Below are 20701 nucleotides of genomic sequence, written 5' to 3'. Positions count from 1 at the left end.
CGAAGACACTTTATTTCAATACCCGAAGGTGCGATTGAGACGCCCTTCCCTACCGACTACCCGGTGGCCATCTACGAAATTTCAATACCCGAAGGTGCGATTGAGACACACCGCCGACCATTACCGACTACACCACCAGTTCATTTCAATACCCGAAGGTGCGATTGAGACAGCCCTCGAAATCAGCATCATCCTTGAAGCTCATGATTTCAATACCCGAAGGTGCGATTGAGACTTCAGTGTACAGGCCAACCGCCTGCAGGACAAGATCACATTTCAATACCCGAAGGTGCGATTGAGACTGTCTATTTGCCCGATGAAGTTCGCGCAGACATAAGAATTTCAATACCCGAAGGTGCGATTGAGACTTGGCCGTGAGCTGCGTTTTATCCTTGATGGTGTCAAATTTCAATACCCGAAGGTGCGATTGAGACTCGCGCTTCGATCACGCCTGGACGCTGGCAGGTATAAATTTCAATACCCGAAGGTGCGATTGAGACCTGACCGCTATAACTCGACCAATGAGCGTGTGATGCAAATTTCAATACCCGAAGGTGCGATTGAGACGTGTATTGGTACGATCAATACAAAGCTGAACACTTGATTTCAATACCCGAAGGTGCGATTGAGACACAGCGGCCACAGTCGACCCCTCCAGAATCCGGAAATTTCAATACCCGAAGGTGCGATTGAGACGTAGTGGGTACATTTCATCTTTTTTTGTCAATAAGAAATTTCAATACCCGAAGGTGCGATTGAGACAGTCGTACACGTCGCAGGAGATGCAAATCCAGCCCATATTTCAATACCCGAAGGTGCGATTGAGACCGATTGGCGGCACGCTGCTGGGTGGACCGATGGGAAATTTCAATACCCGAAGGTGCGATTGAGACCGTGCCGTTAGCCGTAGTGTATGGAATGTCAGAACATTTCAATACCCGAAGGTGCGATTGAGACCCGTGTATCTGCCGGATGGTGACTATTACGTCGCCAAATTTCAATACCCGAAGGTGCGATTGAGACCTGGTCAGGATCGCAAGCAAGCCCTGATCACCATTAAATTTCAATACCCGAAGGTGCGATTGAGACGTTCGATAAACTCAGCAAAACATAATGGACACGACCGGATTTCAATACCCGAAGGTGCGATTGAGACGGCAACGATTTGGGCTGTAACGAGTGTGGAGAGTAAATTTCAATACCCGAAGGTGCGATTGAGACCGACCACTCCGCTTCCTTTTGATGGGCATAAACAATATTTCAATACCCGAAGGTGCGATTGAGACACTGGTGGCCAGTGTGCCAGGCGTGGCGCAGGATAAATTTCAATACCCGAAGGTGCGATTGAGACATATCCACCATGGGATAGCCCATATCACCTATTTGCATTTCAATACCCGAAGGTGCGATTGAGACGGTAATGTACTATCAGGAGCAGATAGACGCCATCGGATTTCAATACCCGAAGGTGCGATTGAGACATGTGTTACGCAACGTGGGCAGTGTATCTCACAAAATTTCAATACCCGAAGGTGCGATTGAGACCAAGCGAAATTTACACAAAAATAGGCCTTTTTACGGCCTGGAAACACTTTTTAGTAGGTCAAAGAACAAACCAAAGTCGTCAGCGTCCAGTACTGTAAATATACCGGCAGGCTGACGACTTAACCAACTAACTCTTTATCAATAGTTTACTGGTGAGTCATGCGAAAAATACACTTAACTAGCTAATCATCTTTGCTTTTGGACCTGTCCGACGACTTATAAAAACCGACTTCGGTTCGTAATATCAACGCCTAAAGCAATTCGCTCCACGTAACGCTCGTCGCGAAGCTGATAAAAGACGATCCCATCATTATCTTGTAAAAGCATATCGGCTTCCTGTTGCAATTGCTTCAGTTGAGCAGGAGTTAAGTCACCCTCGAAAACGGAGTTTTGTACCCAAGTTAGATACCGCCGAAAGAGCTTGAGCATCTTGCCCGTCCGTTTCTGGTTCACATCATATACCGCAATACAAAAAGGCATCAGTAGAAACGGTTAGGTATAAACGTCATTACCACCACATATGAAAACCCTGGTAAGGCTCACCCACGGGATCGCAGAGGTGACGTACTAGTTTGTAGCATTCCAGCCGGATTAGCCGCTCATAAGACACCTTCTTATTCATGGTTCGGTGTTGCACCGTTTGGCTAAGCCGCTCGTCCCAGTGGCCCACAACAATTTTTCGACCAGCCTCGGATAAATAACAGCCCCCCAGATGCTTCTAAAAATGTTTAGGTGTCAATTCGGCGGTTTTGATCAACCGAAAAATCATTCGATCAACCAGCAGTGGCTTAAACACTTCGGCCAGATCGAGGGCCAATGAAAAGCGCCGATCACCAGGCTCGTGCAGAAATGCAACAGTCGGGTCAAGAGCCGTCCGGTAAATCTGACGCAGCACGGTGGTGTAACAAAGCGAGTTGCCAAAGGAAATCAGGGCGTTCAGTTCGTTGGACGGTGGCCGACGTTCACGCTTATTGAAGGGAAAACGAGCCGCTACTTCAGGCCCAAGGAAATAAGGCCATAATCGATAATACCGATCCCGAATACGTCCTTCTACGGCCATTAATGTAGGAATATCCACTGTCAGCGGTAAGGCATCCCGGTCCCGTTTCAGGTCGAGCAACGTTTTTTGAACGGCTAGCTGTTCGTCGCCACTAAGCCGGGGCTGATAGTATTTGATTACTCGCTCAATGTTAAACAACGCCGATTCGACGAAGGCCCGCGCCAATACCAGCCGTCGTTTGGGGCTTAGGTAATGCCGAGCCTGATCGACCCGCAACCGCCCCGACAGTTGGCTTTCCCGTGGATAAAGCGTGGCCGTATAATAGCCGTAGTAGTCGTAAAAAAACGTCGGAATGCCCTGCTGGCCCAAAAACGTAATGAGTTTGGTATTAATATCGACCTCCCCAAAGATGTACAGACTATCGACTGTCTCGACGGGAAAGGGATGATTTTTGCCATCGGGTGTCACCGATGGTAAGCCTTCATCGGTGGGATCATCGTCGGGAGTTCGCTCGCCAGTCGCTCGTTCCAGGGCTAGTGTGTTATGCTGTCGGCGCAGTCGGCCACTCGAAAACAAATAATGGGGCTTTTTCATATTTTAGTGATTTCTCACGGTAAACGAGATGGCCGTCAGTCGATTATCCATAACACAGCTCATCGAAAGCGCATTTGGTACAAAAGGTTCGTTTAAGGAGCCGGGTCGGAGGGACGTCCTGCGTAGCTAATTCGCGAATCGCCGAAACGGTAGCTACAAGCTCATCAATATGTTCTGGTTCCAACGTGACCCATTCGGTACGTCGTAGCAGAGGGTAATCTAACTGTCCCCGAAACGGCGACCCGTCGGATCGGGTTACGCCGTTTCGGGTAAGCAACCAGAGATAAAACCGAACCTGCCAAAGATGGGCATCTTCGCAGGATCGACTTTTCTTGGTTTCGTGCAGCACCCCATTCTTCAGGGTGGCCCGGTCGATTTTGCCCACCAAGGGCGTACCGTCGGGGGCTTCGGCATTGATCTCAATATGCTTGTCGGATCGGTCGTAACTGTACTCATCCAGCAACCGTCCCAGCGCCACCGTATCCGACTCCTGCTCCATCCAGATACCCCGCATGGATAGCCAGGCCTTACGAGGGCACAGCCGGTAGTACCCCACGAGCATCCCGCCGATTCGGAGTTTGGAGGTGATATTCATGAGTTGCTTTCAATAACTCCTTTTGCTCGATCTGTCTTTTCTCCTTTACCCAAAAGAGCCAATCCTGTTTCAGATGTGTAGATACCATCGACAAGAATTAGAACTGTATGAGGATCTTTGTCTTCTCCTACTCTAAATACAAAAGGATATAACTGCTTCCGCTCATTTCCCATTCGAACTAGATAATCAGGACAACTAATACCAGCCTCTAATTCGTAACCACGATACGTATCCCAATTTTTAAATACATATACACCCTCTTCGTCTTCTGTTGCATCGAATTCAGGCAAGCTGATAAAGACCGTTTGTTGAGGAGGAATGTCTCTACTTTTCCATTCTCCCGAAACAGTAATCTGCTCCTCATCAGCATGTTGATTTGAGACAATCATCCAGTTAAGTTTCATTAAGTCTTTGAGTCGATCTCGATTTTGCTCAATTTTTGAGGTAAAAGTAGGCTGTTCCCTGTAAAGATTATTGACTCGTTCTACAAAGCTGGCTGATGAAACCGGCGTGGGAATTTCGTCAAATTCGCTGGCTAATTCCTGAACGGTTTGCGTAAATGCTTCAGCCGGAATCCAGCCTTTTCCGCCTTTGGGTAATTCACCATACGGAGCTGGGTAAGAAGTCCCATCTCGCAATGGCTCAACTACATATAAGATTCCACCCATTGGGTCAAGGCCGAAACGGTCCAATCGTCCGGCTCGCTGCGCCAATCTATCCCAGGGACAGGCATCTGACAACATAATCGGCGCGCTGATATTGATTGACATTTCCCCTATTTGAGTTAAAATGGCAATTCCTTCCGCATTTTTATGTTCTGTCCAGGCATCTTTCCCCAGCATTGCAATCAACTCATCTTCGATTGCCTTCTTATCGGGTTCCGTGTAACGGCTGTGATATAATATAGGCTTTGGGCCTCCTTTTTTGAATTGTTCCGCAAACCATTGATAATAGGCATATGCTCGATCTACGGTATTCGCATATACAATACCCGTGCCCCGACGAACCATACCTTTCAAAATACCTTCTACGTCTTTAGGCCCTTCAACAGCCCCACGCCATACAATAGGGCATTTGGCTGTTTGCGCACCAGCCTTTACGTCCACAATGGCATCAGGTATGTTATACCGTACCCGAAGTGAATCTGGCACAGTGGCACTCATAATCAATACAGGCACCTTCAATAGCCGTAGTGTATCGAGTAAAACAATCAAATTGGCTTGAACGAATGGATCATAAAAGTCCGCTTCATCGAATACTACGGCACTGTTAGCCAGAAAAAAGAAACTTGTATGCTGGTCTTCCTTGGTTCCTGTCAGGCAAAGAAGTAAGTGATCTATCGTACACACGGTTACCGGAGTAGCCAAACCACGCGCCAGTTTATGCAGTTCTTTAGCATCATCACGCTCTTTGTCTGATACATTGCCGTAGCGGGTATACCAGGCACTGGAATGGTACAAGCCTGTTGAGCTTACATTCTTGTCGACACTAATTGCTAACGCGTTGGATGTAAAACGCGTTGGCATGGCAATAGTTAGGCGGTCTGCTTTTTGAGCCCATTCCGGTTTTTCTTCATCAACGACTGGTTTTTGATTTCCAACAATCTGATGCTTTGCCCACAGTAAAGACGCATCGGTTTTGCCTGATCCAGTTTTGGCCCGCAGGATACAAATAGGTTGGTCAGCCCCGGTTAGTACAGCTTCCTGCACATCTCGCTTCGTCCAGTTGTCAGGAAAATGATAATGAAACGGTTCTAGGTCAGGGGTTATACCTCCGCTTTCTCTCCGACTGGCCCGGGTATCGGCCAGTTGCAGGAGAGAACGCACGGCGGCAATGCGGTACCGCTCAAGTACTCGTAGTTGCCAATCGTCTCGGCTACGTGAACTTTTACCTGTTCTGCCAATCAAATCAGATTCATTGTTCAACTTAGCCCATAAAGACCAATATGGCCCCTTTGTATCATCCTTTTGCGACTTCCCATCCTGTTGCCATCGGTTGATGTGGCGGTGATTCAATTTACCATGATGGGCGGCAATCGCAACTTGTTCAGTCAATGTAATAGTGTCATCCCCTCTGAGTTGATTCAGAGCTTGCGCCAGTGAGTCGAATTCATGGCGCAAGCCTGCATTCTGCAGATTTGGGCTGCTATTTTTCTTCGCCTTACGCATGGCCGCTTCATACTTTTTGAAGTCAACCGCGTTTTGTGATGGGTCTGGCTCTTCAATAATCATACCGTTTTTCTGCCGCCACGATCTGTACAAGTTATAGTCAGAACGACAGGCATCGCGCCATGTTGGATGGGCTTTTCCTGCATCGTGCCACCAGGCCACGCGCTTGAGCCGGTAGCGCAAATCGTCTCCGGTCAGTTCTTTATACTTTTTTTCCCAGAAAGGATGTGCGTCCAGTAAAGCCAATGCTTCATCATAGACGTGTTGCCGATGGTCTCTGAGCGTGATACCTGAGGGTTTGGCTAACGGCTCCATAACTAATCAGGCTACAGGTGTATACAAGTCATTAGTATCCAATGCCGCTAATGCCTGTTGATAAGCCTCATCGACACTAAGCGTGTCTGGGTTCGTATCGTCGCCAAGAAAGTAAATGGCATCCCGATTATCCAGTTCGGCCAAGATACGCGTCTTTTCAGTGGCGTTCGTGCCAGGGGCAAAATAGCGAACGGCTTTCCTACTCATCTTAGTGTCCAGTACGATAAGCACTTTTTGTGGCTCTGCGGTAGTAGCGTTACGGGCCTGATTGGCATAGTCTGTTATGGAACGAGTAGCATCCAGAAACAACCGCACCCGGCGGGCATGTTCACCGTCTTGGCCCTCTAAATGATTTTTGTAGGTGGTTGCGACGTGCGCTTCTGTTTCGTACTTATACTCTTTGGTTACGCCTACGGCTCCAACGTCGAGGTGAAAACTCATCTGCATGAGATCATTTTGACTATACTCGTTGGTGGCCAACGCCTGTTTACGACCTGAATCTTTACTCTCATCCATCCGAAGCCGCACTAATAAATCCCGTCCAATTTGACTCGTTGCCTGCGCCACACCGGGAGTTGCCGTAGCTGGAGCAGTTCGGCGACCCGAATAGTCGTCTTTATTTGTATCGAGGTAGCCGCCCAGATCACTACGAAGGTCCTTTGCCACATTCGTTGATGGACCATCGCCGTTAGCAACATACGTACCGTTACGCTGCGGATGGTCTTCGTTAAGTCGATCAATAGCACTAAACAAGGCGTGGCGTTGCATCTGACCAGAAATATATACCCGCCCATCGGGTCGGCGTTTAATGGATGATGCGTTACCGAGCAATTTCTCGCCCCGGTTAGCGGCATGGTCGGACATGGGGGCAAGTAACGTAACCGTAATTGATTTGATTTTCATTGGTTGTCTGTTTTTAAGAAGTTCAAGAATGGTATTCAGGCAGGCATTGGATCGTTAGCCGGATTGTCTATAATGGTTTCTTCTGGGGGGATAGCATTATCGCCTGTCACTTCTTTAGGCCGATATGAACTCAGGCGCATGAATGCTGTAATGAGTTCTTGGGCTAGTGATAACTGGCTGTCGGGCCAGCCTGCCGCGGTTTCCATAAAAAATCCAGCTTTACTATCCATTTCACGTCCTGTTAATCGTCCTACAATGATGCCCATTTGTGAAAGTAAGGCGGTCGGCGTTTTTGCACTCAAAATGGTACTCTCAAATTGAACCAGAATACGGTTTTTGTATTCGCTTAGCGGACGTTCACGACGTTTGTTCTTGATATCATCCTGCCGTTCAGATTCGGCCGTAACATAGGCCGCATAATTTAAAGACTGTCCGTATGCGCGAGCCGACGCAATTAATTCGGGGGATAGGTGGTGTTCTGTTTCCATATATTTTATGAAGATTGGAGCTAACTCAAAAGGATATTCGTTTCGCGCGGCCATGAAATCCCGGAAGGTGGGCCGGTCAAGTTGTTGTAGAAATCGGTCGAAAAACCGTTTGTAAAGTTTGAATTTGGGATCATCAAGTTTTTCGACGCCAAATGGCATGGCTCGATGAGCCGCCCTGACAATAGCGGGCAGGTCATAGTGGAGAGCCATATCGACTAGATGGTGCCCGTATTTTTCCTGCCCCACCCCTTCGTACGAAAGAATGTAAAGTGGCTTTTCAGCTAACTGATCTAACACACGTTCGGCAAATTCGGCTCTCGGCTCTTCACGACTCGTACCGTCTTTTTGCTTATGACTAAACCGCCCTCCTTCACGAGCCCAAGCACCGATAGCGGCCACCAGCGAAATGGCTCCTAGTGACCCGTCACGGGGAGCATTCGGGTAGTTCCCCCGAAACAGTTGTGGTCGCCGGTATTTGCGATCTTTCGGATCAACTTTAGCCAGCAACATATCGTCGTTTTTGACTTGGTAATTCTGCTTACGTACCCGTAAATCGGCGAAGACCTGCACAAAATCAATCAAAGGTTCAAATTCTCCATCCACTAAGGGCAAATCTGGAATAATGGTCGTGTTGGCCATTCCCTTGCCTACCGATACCTGTGCGGCTGGTTTAAACTCGGTCAGTGTCGCTACAACGGTAAAAGCCGCTTCAAGCAGTGTTGACTTTGGTTCAGCCATTGATGAACGCCCGTTATTTACTTTGCTGGTCAACGGAGCAAATGATCGTTTCAGTTTTTGTGTCTTAATCAGATCCTCTTCGGTTGCCTTTTTTAATAAATCTCGAATGGTCCGGGCTTCGGCTACCGTTGCCGCCGACGAGCCATCTGTAGTGATTACATACGGCGGCAGATAATATCCCTTGGCGGCTATTTGACCGCTTTTCTTGCCGGGGTCCAATACTTTTTCATCTAAGTAGTCAAACCGAAGAACCTCGGTCGTTTCCAGAAGTGGATCATCCGATGTAAATAACGTGTAGCGCAATAGCGCTCGGTCAATTGCTTTCCAAGCTAATTCGGCTACGTGTTGCCATGTGGTCAACCCGTCTAAAAAAGCGTTTTGCTCAACTAGTGCAGCAGCCACCCCGTAACGAGGGTATGGGTGTAAAAAATCTAAGTCGATCATAATTCTTCATAGCTAACGTCTACCCAACCATCGTTAGAGCCTATATATAAGGGCGCTGATGGGTCGTTAAACGCATCTTTCAACAAGGCTGAAACTGATGGTGTCGTTAGAAGCCGAAACAAATAAGGGCTTCGCGGAATGACGTATTCCCGAACCGTTGGACTGACGTAATAATGTGGGAACTTGCTTCGTACCGACTTATACTGAATCTTAGCTCCATCGGCCGCTAGTAACAGGGATTCATCACGAAGTACTTCGTGTTCCGCCCGGTCGCCAAATTCAACGTCACCTCGACGTTCGCGTGTCATCAAATCAGACAACGAAGCATCATAGTGGCGGCTTCCGCCAAAAAATGAGCGTCCCGTATCGCGTAGTTGCTGAGACCATAAATCATCGAAAGTATCAACTTGAACAGGCTTTTCTAAACCCTCAAAAGCAACATGGTACTGCAATAAGCTCACAAATCCGATTTCGGGGGAGCCAGTTGGTTTACCAGTTATCCAAGGTGATTTAGCCCAGGCCACATTTTTTTTAGCTGATTTTTTAGCTGATTTTTTCAGATCGTCCATCACCTGTTTACGGGGAGTAGCGGATAAATGCCAGCCCAGCGCATTTTCCAAAAGGCCATATAGCATAAATTCCGTCGGGGCGGGTTGACTTCGATAGTAAGCCCCCGGCTGGGCCGCTACCATCGATAGTGGAGCCAGCGCGTCAATTTGTAACATCGCCGTAACAGTCAACTCAGGCGGTTCAATGAAAAAACTTAAGTCAATTTGTTCCATATTCAGAAAAGGTTGTAATCTATACCAATGCCCCAAAACCACTTCCTGTTAATTCGCCTACCCCGACTAGCCAGGCAAACTCAATGGCTTCCGGGGTTCCCTCGATAATGACTGGGCAAATGCTTCCCCGGTGCTTTATACCTTTCACGTCCATAAGCCGGGTACGCGCTTTCGGGTAATCCCGGTCGAATCGGATGTTGATGGTTTGATGAGATTCATTATAGCCAGCCGCCTGTAACTTCTTCCGCATGAGTTGCGTCATTTTCTCGTTGGCGGCTTCATCCGACCAAAGCAAGTATTGACGACTACCATCTGGCCGCTTAGTACGCACAACTATTTCGCCATCGGTGGCTAATCGGACGCGATTTTCAAATGAAGGTATTGGCATTTCATTTGCTTCAATAACTCGCATTCCGAAGGCCAAACTGTCATCTTTCAAAATTCCTTTGGCCATAGCCCATGCATGGTCGCTGTTTTGAAAACTGATTGACAAAGTTGAGCCGTTTGGGAAATAAAGATGTTTGCCAATTTTTTCAGCACCCGTCAGACGGCCAAAGCTGTACAAACTCATCCCATCATGCAATAAGTTATTTTCACCAATCCATTTGTGTAGTGAGCCAACTAGATTGTAGAGGTAAGTAAATGGTACCGGCTGGGTATTAGATGTGAGGTTTAGTTGAAGACGCATGTGGTTTAAGTAGTCGTTAATGCTTATGTATAGGAGATTGTGCGAAAAGGTCAGTGAAATAGGGTAACTGTCTATTGAACAAAACAAAGGAAAACAGGCACTCCCCCCAAAAGTTGAGGGAGTGCCATATAAATACCCGGAGGTGCGATTAAAAAATAATGTGTGGCAAATTGCCGCTAACATTAATATTCAGTTTCAATACCCGAAGGTGCGATTTGAGAACAGAGTTCTACTTTAAGAAACTATCGTGGATAATTTCTATGTTTGTGACACTAGTTATGGGGCCGGGGGAGTCGAACCCCTAACACAGAATCTGCCAAGAATTTGCACGCGCCTTGCGTCCGGCCCCAACTTTTCTCATGCGACTGCTTGGCGGCAGTCGCATTTTTTTATGCGATCATCGATAACCGACACAAACATAGAAAAATATCATATAAAATTAATATTCACGGAAATAGTTTATGGATTTTATTTAGGTCGGATAATAATCATGGAAGTACTCAGATATAGATCTTGCTCAATGATTTTATTCGATTTATAATAATATACCGTAGAGTAACCGGCTCCAATACCTCGACTTCCTCACCGTAGGCCATGATTTCCCGTTCCAGCTCATGATTTAACACGACATGAAGTTCAATATCAACATGGGTCGGCGTTTCGGCAACGGTTTGCTGGCTGTTGTGCAGGGGTAGCGACAGCACATATTCAGCCTCTGGTCGGCGAAAACGTAAACATACCCGCTCAATGGGGCTACCGGGCGGAGCCGTCACACCAATAACGTGTCGACGGGCAGCCCGGTAGTCGGTCTGGCGGCTGGGTAGAATAGATTGGGGAGTCATTGTCAAATCAACGATCCGGTCGAGGCCGAACGTGCGCTCACCGTTTCGATCCAGGTCGAAACCGTCCAGATACCACCGGTTTCGGTATTCGAATAACAAGCCAGGCTCAACCCAGCGTTTTTCAGCGGGCTGATCTTTGTATGCCTGATAGTTGAATGTTACGACTAACCTTCGTTGAAGCGCATTCCACAATGGAGCCATCAGGTCGAGACCTCTAAAGCCATTATGTTGCTCAAGCTGAATGTATTGAGCCACCGACCGACCCGACTGCGTTAATAATTCCAACCGTTCGCGCCGTTCGAGCAATCGAACAAACTCACGAAAATTACTAATATCCTCATCATCGGTTGGTAAGTCCAAGAAGTAGCCATGCTGTCGACGGTCGTAGGTTATGGATATGTCGTAGTCGGTTCGGATGTCATTTATATCTCGCTCGACAGTGGCTAGCGACGTCTGCTCGATGTCATGATCCAGCAGGTATTTGTGGAGTTGTATTAAAGACGGATAGGTGTAGGGCTTATCTAAGCAACGAATTAAATGTAATTGACGGCGCAGTTTTGCGGAATCGTTCATAAGGGATGGACATGGTATGAATTGTCCGCCAACATAGGGAAAGAAGTTTAATTAAAGTATGTTATTATTTAATTTTATTTTTATTTGTTACTTATTAAGTCAATGTGACAGGCCGGTTTACAAACTACTCTTTCAACATACTTTTCTAACCAATTTGGCTTTAGTGAAAGCACAATAATCCACTTCCTCCATTTCCCTACTCCTGAAAAATACGTTAAAGTTGCTTTGTATCATCGGTTAATTCCTTTCGGATTTCCTCAACTAGTTGTTGCTCGGTAGGCAAATGCAATTGATACTTACTGGCAAATAACTGGGTATTGTTCTCCGGCAGCGTATACCGGACCACGGCGTCATTTTTATCCGCACACAACAAAACACCGATGGTGGGATTTTCATAAGATTCCTTTATGTCACGGTCATAGTAGTTAACATACATCTGTAGCTGACCCACATCTTGGTGAGTAATCTTATCCATTTTCAGATCCAGTAACACAAAACATTGTAACAACCGATTGTAAAAGACCAAATCGATTTTGAATTCGTCACTATCAATAATGATCCGTTTTTCCCGAGCGACGAAGGAAAAACCATTGCCTAATTCCAGAAGAAACTCCTGAATATGGGTAATAATCGCATGCTCAATATCCTGCTCGTAGTAACTAGCCTGTGGTTTCAAGCCTAAAAACTCTAACACAATGGGATCTTTGATGACCTGATGGGGCTTAGTTGGTTTAGCCTGTGATTGAGCAATGGCCAAGACGCTTTCTTTATCCTGACTCATCAATAATCGTTCATAAAGTAGGCTATTGATCTGCCGTTCCAGCTGTCTCACCGTCCAGGCATTTTTCTCCGCCTCAGCCATGTAGAACGCTCGCTTACTAGTCTCTTCTAGGCGCACCAAGATTTTATAATGCGTCCAGGTTAATTGTGAACTCAGTGAGTTCACAATTGGATAGGTGAGGAAGAACTGTCGACTTAACTGAAGGTTTCGACTCGAGAAATTTTCACCAAATTCAGCCACTAACTGAGCTGATAGATTCTTAATCAGTGCTTTACCGTACGTGGCTCGTTGTTGACCTTGCTGCTCATCCTCGACAATAACCCGGCCAATATGCCAGTACATAAGTGCTAATGCATGATTGATAGAGCGAGCCGCACTTTCTCTCGATTGGCTAATAATCTGTCGAATGTCAGAAACTAATTGATCCATTTAGAGGGAATGCAAAGAAGTCTTTTTGAGTAAAATGGGATCGTAACTAACACGACTTTCCATCGGCGAAGTTACTCAATAAAGGCTGAAGGATCGGCGATGAATCTTCATAAGCAAGCTACTCAGATAGATGGCATACGTTCAAGAAAACCAGAACTTGGCTAAAAATAGTGAACCACTAAATTGAACGGATTTATTGAACGCAAAAAGGGCCTGTTACAGCCCCTTCCTTACTACTCGACTACCGTTCAGAGAAACGTCCGATTTATTTTGGGTGTCAGGTCAACTGTATGTTATGGAAAAATGTTGACCATTCTACAACTGCTTTCCTCGCTCCTACCCAAGTATAGTCTAATTAAACCTGCAATTGATTTTGACATTGGTTATTAGAGTTGCAAGCGTCGAAGTACCTCCATAATTTGAATCATCTGCTCAGGTTTCCAGAGATCACTCCGGCTAAAGCGTGCATACGCCTGTTGATAAGGAATTTTGGCCTGCTTCAGCAGTAACCCGATATTTTTTGTATTCTGTAGTCGCTGGGATAGCTCCAACTGAGCCTGTTGAAAGTCTTGCACGATCTGCTTATCTTCCGCACTTCCCAAGGCAGTAATGATGTTCTTAAGTTCCTCAGAAGTAAGCTGCCTATGGCCCATCTTTTTCAGGTATATGGTTGCCGGTGTGCCAGAAAACAAATCATCTGTAGCCTGGCTGACTAGTTCAGTGGCTTTGTGCAGGACGGTACTATAGTTCTTGGCAGCATCAATAATCTGCTCTTCAACGGCTCCAAATGGCATGACTTAATGCTATTCAATACATTCTTGTGAAAATATTTATACATCCAGGTTTGAAATTCATCCATTGATTTCAGGTGTACAGATTCTAGCCTCTCCCCTATCCTAAAACAGCAACAAAAAAATTAGTATTAACTCAGGTATGCTCTAATCAAAATAAATACAACTATAAAAATAGTTTTAAAAAAATTTAAGCTACCGTTTAATCAATTTTTAGTAACTTAGGGTATGTGAAAAGCTTAGGATTTTTAACAAGAAATATTCAAAGCTGACCTTAAGGCAGTTAGCTCGAATCGCCCGATTTAGGCGAAGAAAATGGACTACTGTTTACTTCTTTATCTCAACGTTTTTATGAGTTTACTTGAAAAGATTAGCGGTAAAAACCGTGGCCTTAGTGCGTATGGCCAGTACCAAAGTGAATACATTTACCCCAAGCTCGAAGGGCCTCTAAGGAGCCGTATGAGCTTCAAAGGCCGGGAGGTTATTGTCTGGAGTTTTAATGATTATCTCGGATTACAATCGGACGAGACCGTTATTCAGGCAGAGACCGAGATTGTTAAAAAATACGGGGCTGGCTATCCCGCTGGATCAAGGCTCTTAACGGGGAATACCATCTACCACGAACAGTTAGAAGCCGAAATTAGCCAACTTATCGGCAAGGATGTTCTACTACTCAACTTCGGCTACCAAGGTATCCTATCCGTCGTGGATAGCTTGGTGGATCGGCATGATACTATCATTTATGATCAACAAGTACATGCTAGTTTGATCGATGGGGTCAGGCTTCATCAAGGCCCAAAGTTCTCTTATAAGCACAATAACATTCATCAATTGGGCAAGCTATTGTCTAAAGTTCGGCCCGGTAGCGAAGTGCTGGTGTTAGTCGATGGCGTGTTCAGTATGCGAGGGGATACGGCCAATGTAGCGGACATTCTTAAGCTAAAAGAGACCTATGATTTTACCCTGCTGGTAGACGATGCTCACGGGTTTATGAGCTTTGGGGAACACGGATCTGTGGGAAATTTAATGCCCCAAGTTGATATTTATATCAGCACGTTTGCTAAAGCACTTGCCACTACGGGGGGATTTGTGGCGGCTCGAAAGGAATTCATCGACTACTTTAAGTACAATTTACGCTCGCAGACATTTGGTCGGACCCTGCCCTTACTGACCGTAGCCAGTGTGCTTTTCAAATTAAAGCTATTAACTCAAGAAGGAACCGAACGACGAAACAAGCTCTGGCAAAATACCCGGTTACTTCAGGAAGGGTTAAAAACGATTGGGTACGATATTGGTAATACGTGCAGTCCCATTACCCCTATTTACTTGACCTGTTCGGAAGAGAAAGCGGCCCACTTGCTTAAGGAGCTTCGCTATACCTACGGGGTATTTTGTAGTCCGGTTGTGTATCCAGTCGTGCCAAAAGGAACCCTGATTCTTCGGCTTATTGTAACGGCCTTACACGAGGAGAAAGACATCACCCAAACTTTGAATGCCTTTGCTCAGCTACAACAAACGTATGGGCTTGTTAGGGCACTAGAGTACAGCTAGATCAGATGCATGCCTCTTCTAATTTTCCCTCATTTAAGGAGCGAGCGGGAACAGTACCACGCTCAGTTTTCACTGGCAGCTTTATAACTAAAAATGTGATTTTCAATTCTTTAACCTTAATAATAAACTCAGGTGAATGTATTTAATAGACGGAAAAACTCAGGTTATCACTGAGTTTATAGTTTAACGTGTTGATTATCAAATATCAAAAACTGATTCTTAACTGATGTTATGGAAAAAAGTAAAGAGAAAGACAAGCAAATATTGATTTCGGCGGATCTGTTTGCCGAGTTTGAGCGCATGGCCGATAGTTACGATCTGTCTAAAAAAGGGCTGTTAGAAGCCATGATTTTCTACTTCAAAGCGACCCATGCTGACCCCCGAGATCCCCAAGCGGATAACCCAACGGACGCCATAAAAGCACTTGATAAACGATTAGTATCCTTTATTCGCCAGCAGGAGAATGAACTGCTTCGCCCCATGAGCGACGATATAAAATTACTCCTTCAACTCGTTAGCCAGGACTTACCCAAAACGTTGCGTCAGTCGCAGATAAAGACCATTGGCGGGGCGTTCAAGCCCGAATTTCAAACAGAACGATTTCGGGCCGTCTATGAGGAGTTAATGAAAAAGACGAACTAATCTACTAATGTTTTCCTGAGATGATAGCCAAGATTTCAAACGGAGGTAAGGGGAGCTGTATTGGATTAGTACAATACCTGGAGAAGGAAGGCGAGGGCAATTGGTTCACTCATGACAAAGGGAATATAGATGCTTCACAGGTAACGAGCAGCATTGACGCGAACCGGAAGCACTTAGGACAACAGGACGATAAGTATTACCAAGTCATCTTGAGTCCGAGCCAATCCGAGCTAAATCACCTGGGTAATAACCGTCACCAAATGGAGGCTTTTACCAGAGGAGCCATGGACCAATACGCTTCGCAGTTTGGAAAGGGGATAAAAAGCACTGACCTCGTTTGGTTCGCCAAGATCGAGCAAGCACGAACCTTCTCTCATACCGATAAAGCCGTGCAACAACAGCAGCGCGTCGAGGGGGAATCCAAGGAAGGACCCCAAACGCACGTGCATATTATCGTGAGCCGAACGGAGGATTTAACCCGGTATCAACAAAAAAAACAGGCTGGTGAAATTGATCGAAAGCACCCACTTAAACTAAGCCCCGCTACCAACCACCGGGCGACTAGTCAAGGAGCCGTGCAAGGGGGGTTTGATCGAACCGAATTTAAGCAAGCAGTCGAAGCCCAGTTTGACCGGCAGTTTGGTTATCAGAGGCCCTTAACCGAAACGTTCAACTATGCCAACACCTTGCAGAAAGGCAGTCAGGAAGAGCGCCTAGCGTTGCGATTAGAGGCCCTTAAACAGCAACCAAATCATCTTAATTGGGAGCAATCAAAAGTGAAGTCAAGCGAGGTGGAAAGGGAAAAAGATCAAGACCGGTCTAAGGAAAATTTCACCCTATAATAACTACTCGTTTACTGACTCCTACTATCAAACGAAACATATTTTCTTAGTCATGTTTACGCTATTTTTTATCATTGGCACTTGTATTCTTTTAGGCTATTTAATTGCGATTTCATTGGGCTTTTTGCGCCAATTGGGTATTAATTTTATTCCTGATTTGGCCTTGCGAATGATTTTTTACACGCGGAAAACCCATTTCAATAATCACGTTCTTTGGAATAAACTTTGGCTACGCTTTGGGGTGCTAGCTATTGTCTTGATATTTTGTGGGCTAGTGATTTCCTTTATACTAAATCCTATTACTCCCAGGGGATATCACTCATCGGTTTGGTTTTACACGACTATCCTACTGACGGGTGTTTATGGGTACTGGATTCATACCGGCAAGCCCCTGTTTCGCTGGCAGGCCGAACCCGAGCCGTTACCCGATGATCAGCCCCGCTTTTCATTTATGACGGTAGATGGTGTACTTGAGCTTTATAATATCTTTCGGGGTATTTTTATTTGCGGTGGTCCGGGCACGGGCAAAAGCAAAAGTCTCATTGAACCCATTATCCAGCAGTCCGCAGCCGCCAACTTTACGGGTATTTTGTATGATCGGAAATTTCCTACGTTGGCCGAGGAAGTAGCGGGGGCTTATGGGTCTAGTAGCGTAACGACCTTCTATGTGAACTTTACAGACTTGACCCGTAGTCACCGAATCAATCCCGTTAGTCCTAGGCTTATTACCAACGCCAGTTACGCCCGGGAGGCAGCCATGACCACGTTTAGTAATCTGGATTACAAATCCAGTTTGAAACGGGACATTTGGCTACAAACCGCCGAAGCCTTATTAACCGGCAGTCTTTGGTTTTTACGCAATAACTACCCTCAGTTTTGTACGTTGCCTCATGCCAGCAGCCTCATCATTGAAACGCAGCCTAAAGCTTTGCTCGAATTGTTGAGTACGGATGAAGAAGTCCGTGGATCAGTGGCAGCTATTACTTCTAGTCAGGACTCCGAAAAGACGCTAGCTAGTATATTCACGACCGTTCAAAGCTATTTGGCCGTACTAAACACGCCCGAAATCTTTTGGGTCATGAGCGGGGATGAAGTACCTTTCGATTTAAACAACCCCGAAAAGCCTAGCTTTCTAGTGGTCGGCAACGATGCTGACTTACCTACTACGTATTCCCCGTTAATTTCGCTCATCATTGCGACGGCCACCAAGCGAATGAATAAACCGGGCAGGCTACCAAGCATCATTATTTTGGATGAAGCCCCTACCCTATTCATTCCAAACTTTCATGAATTACCTGCTACGGCTCGTTCTAGTAAAGTGGCAACGGTTTACGCCGTACAAGACATCTCACAAATGGAAGGCCAATTGGGGCCTCAGCAATCAGAGATGTTACTGGGTAACCTGTCCAATCAGTTTTATGGCCGTTCGACTAACCCTAAAACCCTGCAACGGGTGACGACTTTATTTGGCAAACAGGATGTGGAGTATCTAAGCTACTCATCGGGACAGAGTAGCTCATCAGGCAGCTCATCCAGTAGTCAGAATGCCAGCACATCCATTCAGCAGCGGGACCGTCTGCCCATGCAGACAATTCGGGATTTGCAAACGGGCCAGTTCGCGGGCTTCATTGCGGAAGGGAGCACCAATGAGTTTGTTACTCAGTTTATGGCTCAACCTTCTAAAGCAGTGCCTATTAAGCCCTTTACGACGGTCAGCGACGAGGAAAAACGGGCCAACTTTCGGCAAATCAAGGAGGATGTTCGCCAACTAGTGCGAGATAATACGAAACCGTCTAAGCCTGATTCTCCCACAGAACCCCCTAAACCGGATCAACCCGACGGCCCCCAACGGCCTGATAGTCCCCAACCGTCTGATGATTGGGAACATTATGGTTAACTGGATTTAGAGGTTAAGGCTCATGGATAGGCGTTAAAACGCCTATCCATGAGCCTTAACCCAACTATCATTCACCTTTTTGTATTCGAAACAAAGCGACCCGGATACGATTCCGTTTTTTCGTGGCATGAATGGCAAAGTGTTCGCCCATTGTTTACGTCCCAAAGAGCATTACAACTACTCGCCGACTCTACACTATCTACCTTGTTTTCCTTGACCAATAAGGTAATACTGATAATGTGATCGGCTTCAATAACCCGCTTGCGCCCGTTTCTGGCCCCGCAGTGCTGACAAGTGAACCGATCACGCAAAAAAACCGCCCTCTTCCAGTTTTCATACTCATTCATCCGGCGAATAAGTCGGACAAGGTTGCTTACTGAAACAACCTTGTCCAGTGGTTTACTATTCATGGACTTTATTCGGATTCAGACTCAATTGAATGGGACGAGATAGCCTCTCTAATCATAGGGTCTAATCCATCAATTAGGATTTCAAGTTGGTGCGATAGAGTGCGCACTTCATCCGCTAGTAAGCGGCCATGTTGGGCAACCATGTATTGGTTTTTGGTCAACAGGTAAACATTGCGAAGAGTCTCTATTTGGGCATAGAAACTGCCGGTAGAGACGAGGGGCAAGCTGATCACTTGCACAAAGGCGTTTGCATGGCTGTTCGAAACAGCGTTATTTTGCACCGTTTGCATTTGACTATGAAGTTAAGTGTAACATTCGCCCCTTCGCTAGCTTCCGCCAAGTTGTCAGCGTTGGGGCTTTTTTGTTGTCGTTTGACACTATAAATATAAGTTTAATTATGGATATATCCATAATTCTTAGACAAAAAAATTAACTTAAAATAATGTCAAAAGAAACCCCTAAAGCATTAGCAACTTTTTGGATTGTCTCTATTGTAAGATTCTGTTTACCTACTTCGTATTGATTTACAGTGCCAACTGATAAGCTAATCTTGTCAGCCAATTCTTTTTGGGTTAACCCCTTCGCTTTTCGAGCCTCTCGAATTTTTTGGCCAACCCGCTGTTTTATATCTTCCATTGTTACCGTAACAATCAACTATCAGGGCAATGCTAATCTCGCAAAATTAAGTATTTTGGAACAGTTCAATACTGTATAACTTTGCATTGTGTAGAAGATAAATTGGGTTTGGGCAAAATCTATAATTGAAATGGCCGCATGAATCCAACCAAATTTAGGACGCTTTGCTGTAGTTTTAAATAATGTCCCAGAACAGTATATTCTAGGAATTGAGCGATTATCAACCACGGGTCAAGAGAACAAGATCGCTACAGTTTATGCTGCGCAGGATCTAAGCCAGATCGAGGACATGTACGGGCGCAGCAAGAAAGATGCCTTACTAGCCAACCTAAACAATCAATTTTACGGGCGAGTCGACCACCGGGAAACGGCACAATACATTAGTGATCTGTGGGGCATGGAAGATGTAGAGTACCGCACCCAGGGCCAAGGTGAAACCAGTCGGGATTCGGTTCAAACGCAAAGTCAGATGATTAATCGTAGCTATGCCCAGCGCAGCCGGGTACGAGTTCAAGACGAGTTAGAGCTGAATCCGGGAGAATTTTACGGCCAACTCGTCGAGTCGGATTTTAGCAGTTTTAAGGCTCAGATTAAAGAACGAGAAGCCACCCCATTGCCGGAAATCGTACCCGTCACTCAGGTAACGACTTATGACTTAAAGCAAAACTTTCTACGAATCCAGGATGAAGTAGAAAGTTTATTCAAACATCAAGGACCTAGTCAGAGTGGAATTTTTGAACCCCTTCGGCCCAAACCAATTGACCCTTCGACAATTAGTTTGGGCCGAAGTAACGGACGAGCTAATAACAATGGTCAGGTCATGCAACCAGGGGAAAACTTAGATTTTTAATCTAATTGCCTTCGGCGACCCCTTAGCTGCGTTAGTAGGCCCCGTAGAACAAGTAAGCTGAATCAAGCCAGCAACTTTAAAGTTGCTGGCTTGATTCAGCTTACTTGTTCTACGGGGCCTACTAACGCAGCTAAAATAAAAAGCGAATAAAATATTTGGTATTTGCAACTAAACTAAGTTTATCAGTAGCTTGGCAT

The 20701-nt window shown here is 45.9% G+C and carries 19 protein-coding genes and 1 CRISPR repeat array (1 of these 20 cut by a window edge); of the genes, 5 read left to right on the top strand and 14 right to left on the bottom strand.

The annotated features are described in order from the left end of the window. Positions 1–1545: a CRISPR direct-repeat array (repeat unit 29 nt; unit sequence ATTTCAATACCCGAAGGTGCGATTGAGAC); it reaches 1089 nt to the left of the window's first position. 216 nt (positions 1546–1761) lie between these two features. From cas2 to CWM47_RS35695, 11 genes are all read right to left on the bottom strand, one after another. Then, on the bottom strand, positions 1762–2025 hold the full coding sequence (gene cas2, locus CWM47_RS35745) for a CRISPR-associated endonuclease Cas2 (RefSeq protein ID WP_100993267.1): 264 nt from the start codon (positions 2023–2025) through the stop codon (positions 1762–1764). A gap of 238 nt (positions 2026–2263) precedes the next feature. Further along, positions 2264–3139: a CRISPR-associated endonuclease Cas1 gene (gene cas1, locus CWM47_RS35740; protein ID WP_240625619.1), complete on the bottom strand. Its 876-nt coding sequence runs from the start codon at positions 3137–3139 to the stop codon at positions 2264–2266. Positions 3140–3182: 43 nt separating this feature from the next. Next, on the bottom strand, positions 3183–3734 hold the full coding sequence (gene cas4, locus CWM47_RS35735) for a CRISPR-associated protein Cas4 (protein WP_100993266.1): 552 nt from the start codon (positions 3732–3734) through the stop codon (positions 3183–3185). Continuing rightward, the gene (gene cas3 / locus CWM47_RS35730) at positions 3731–6217 is read right to left on the bottom strand and encodes a CRISPR-associated helicase Cas3' (RefSeq protein ID WP_100993265.1); all 2487 of its coding nucleotides are present in this window, start codon (positions 6215–6217) and stop codon (positions 3731–3733) included. Before cas3 ends, cas4 begins: the two co-directional genes overlap by 4 nt. Positions 6218–6223: 6 nt before the next feature. Further along, complete coding sequence (gene cas7p, locus CWM47_RS35725; RefSeq protein WP_100993264.1) at positions 6224–7120, bottom strand: type I-PGING CRISPR-associated protein Cas7/Csp1; 897 nt, start codon at positions 7118–7120, stop codon at positions 6224–6226. A 35-nt stretch (positions 7121–7155) separates the two neighbouring features. After that, positions 7156–8790, bottom strand: coding sequence for a hypothetical protein (locus CWM47_RS35720; protein WP_100993263.1), 1635 nt, complete (start codon positions 8788–8790; stop codon positions 7156–7158). Continuing rightward, positions 8787–9572, bottom strand: a complete 786-nt coding sequence (locus CWM47_RS35715; protein ID WP_100993262.1) for a hypothetical protein — start codon at positions 9570–9572, stop codon at positions 8787–8789. The genes CWM47_RS35720 and CWM47_RS35715 overlap by 4 nt, the downstream gene beginning before the upstream one ends. Before the next feature lie 19 nt (positions 9573–9591). After that, complete coding sequence (gene cas6, locus CWM47_RS35710; protein WP_100993261.1) at positions 9592–10260, bottom strand: CRISPR-associated endoribonuclease Cas6; 669 nt, start codon at positions 10258–10260, stop codon at positions 9592–9594. Positions 10261–10760: 500 nt separating this feature from the next. Beyond that, the gene (locus CWM47_RS35705) at positions 10761–11675 is read right to left on the bottom strand and encodes a helix-turn-helix transcriptional regulator (RefSeq protein ID WP_100993260.1); all 915 of its coding nucleotides are present in this window, start codon (positions 11673–11675) and stop codon (positions 10761–10763) included. A 214-nt stretch (positions 11676–11889) separates the two neighbouring features. Further along, positions 11890–12885: a PDDEXK nuclease domain-containing protein gene (locus CWM47_RS35700; protein ID WP_100993259.1), complete on the bottom strand. Its 996-nt coding sequence runs from the start codon at positions 12883–12885 to the stop codon at positions 11890–11892. 386 nt (positions 12886–13271) lie between these two features. Continuing rightward, positions 13272–13679: a hypothetical protein gene (locus tag CWM47_RS35695; protein ID WP_100993258.1), complete on the bottom strand. Its 408-nt coding sequence runs from the start codon at positions 13677–13679 to the stop codon at positions 13272–13274. Between the two features lie 348 nt (positions 13680–14027). Here CWM47_RS35695 and CWM47_RS35690 point away from each other — a divergent pair, with 348 nt between their 5' ends. The 4 genes from CWM47_RS35690 (at position 14028) to CWM47_RS35675 (ending at position 18608) form a co-directional block, all read left to right on the top strand. Next, a complete protein-coding gene (locus tag CWM47_RS35690; protein WP_100993257.1) occupies positions 14028–15227 on the top strand; it encodes an aminotransferase class I/II-fold pyridoxal phosphate-dependent enzyme in 1200 nt (399 codons plus the stop codon). Between the two features lie 231 nt (positions 15228–15458). Further along, entirely contained in the window at positions 15459–15869 is a 411-nt protein-coding gene (locus tag CWM47_RS35685) for a BfmA/BtgA family mobilization protein (RefSeq protein WP_100993256.1), read from the top strand. Positions 15870–15889: 20 nt separating this feature from the next. Next, the gene (locus CWM47_RS35680; RefSeq protein ID WP_100993255.1) at positions 15890–16711 is read left to right on the top strand and encodes a DUF5712 family protein; all 822 of its coding nucleotides are present in this window, start codon (positions 15890–15892) and stop codon (positions 16709–16711) included. 52 nt (positions 16712–16763) lie between these two features. Then, positions 16764–18608, top strand: a complete 1845-nt coding sequence (locus CWM47_RS35675; RefSeq protein ID WP_100993254.1) for a type IV secretory system conjugative DNA transfer family protein — start codon at positions 16764–16766, stop codon at positions 18606–18608. A 71-nt stretch (positions 18609–18679) separates the two neighbouring features. Here CWM47_RS35675 and CWM47_RS38565 read toward each other — a convergent pair whose 3' ends face one another. From CWM47_RS38565 to CWM47_RS35665, 3 genes are all read right to left on the bottom strand, one after another. After that, positions 18680–19018, bottom strand: a complete 339-nt coding sequence (locus CWM47_RS38565; protein WP_157816170.1) for an HNH endonuclease — start codon at positions 19016–19018, stop codon at positions 18680–18682. Positions 19019–19023: 5 nt separating this feature from the next. Further along, on the bottom strand, positions 19024–19308 hold the full coding sequence (locus CWM47_RS35670; RefSeq protein ID WP_100993253.1) for a hypothetical protein: 285 nt from the start codon (positions 19306–19308) through the stop codon (positions 19024–19026). Positions 19309–19447: 139 nt separating this feature from the next. Beyond that, a complete protein-coding gene (locus tag CWM47_RS35665) occupies positions 19448–19654 on the bottom strand; it encodes a helix-turn-helix domain-containing protein (protein WP_100993252.1) in 207 nt (68 codons plus the stop codon). Between the two features lie 142 nt (positions 19655–19796). Here CWM47_RS35665 and CWM47_RS35660 point away from each other — a divergent pair, with 142 nt between their 5' ends. Continuing rightward, positions 19797–20504 carry a TraM recognition domain-containing protein gene (locus CWM47_RS35660; RefSeq protein ID WP_100993251.1) on the top strand — a complete coding sequence of 236 codons (708 nt, stop codon included), beginning with the start codon at positions 19797–19799 and terminating at the stop codon, positions 20502–20504. The last annotated feature ends 197 nt before the right edge of the window (positions 20505–20701 follow it).

Source organism: Spirosoma pollinicola, assembly GCF_002831565.1.
GTDB classification, from domain to species: Bacteria; Bacteroidota; Bacteroidia; order Cytophagales; family Spirosomataceae; genus Spirosoma; species Spirosoma pollinicola.
This window is presented reverse-complemented; position numbering and strand designations above follow the sequence as displayed.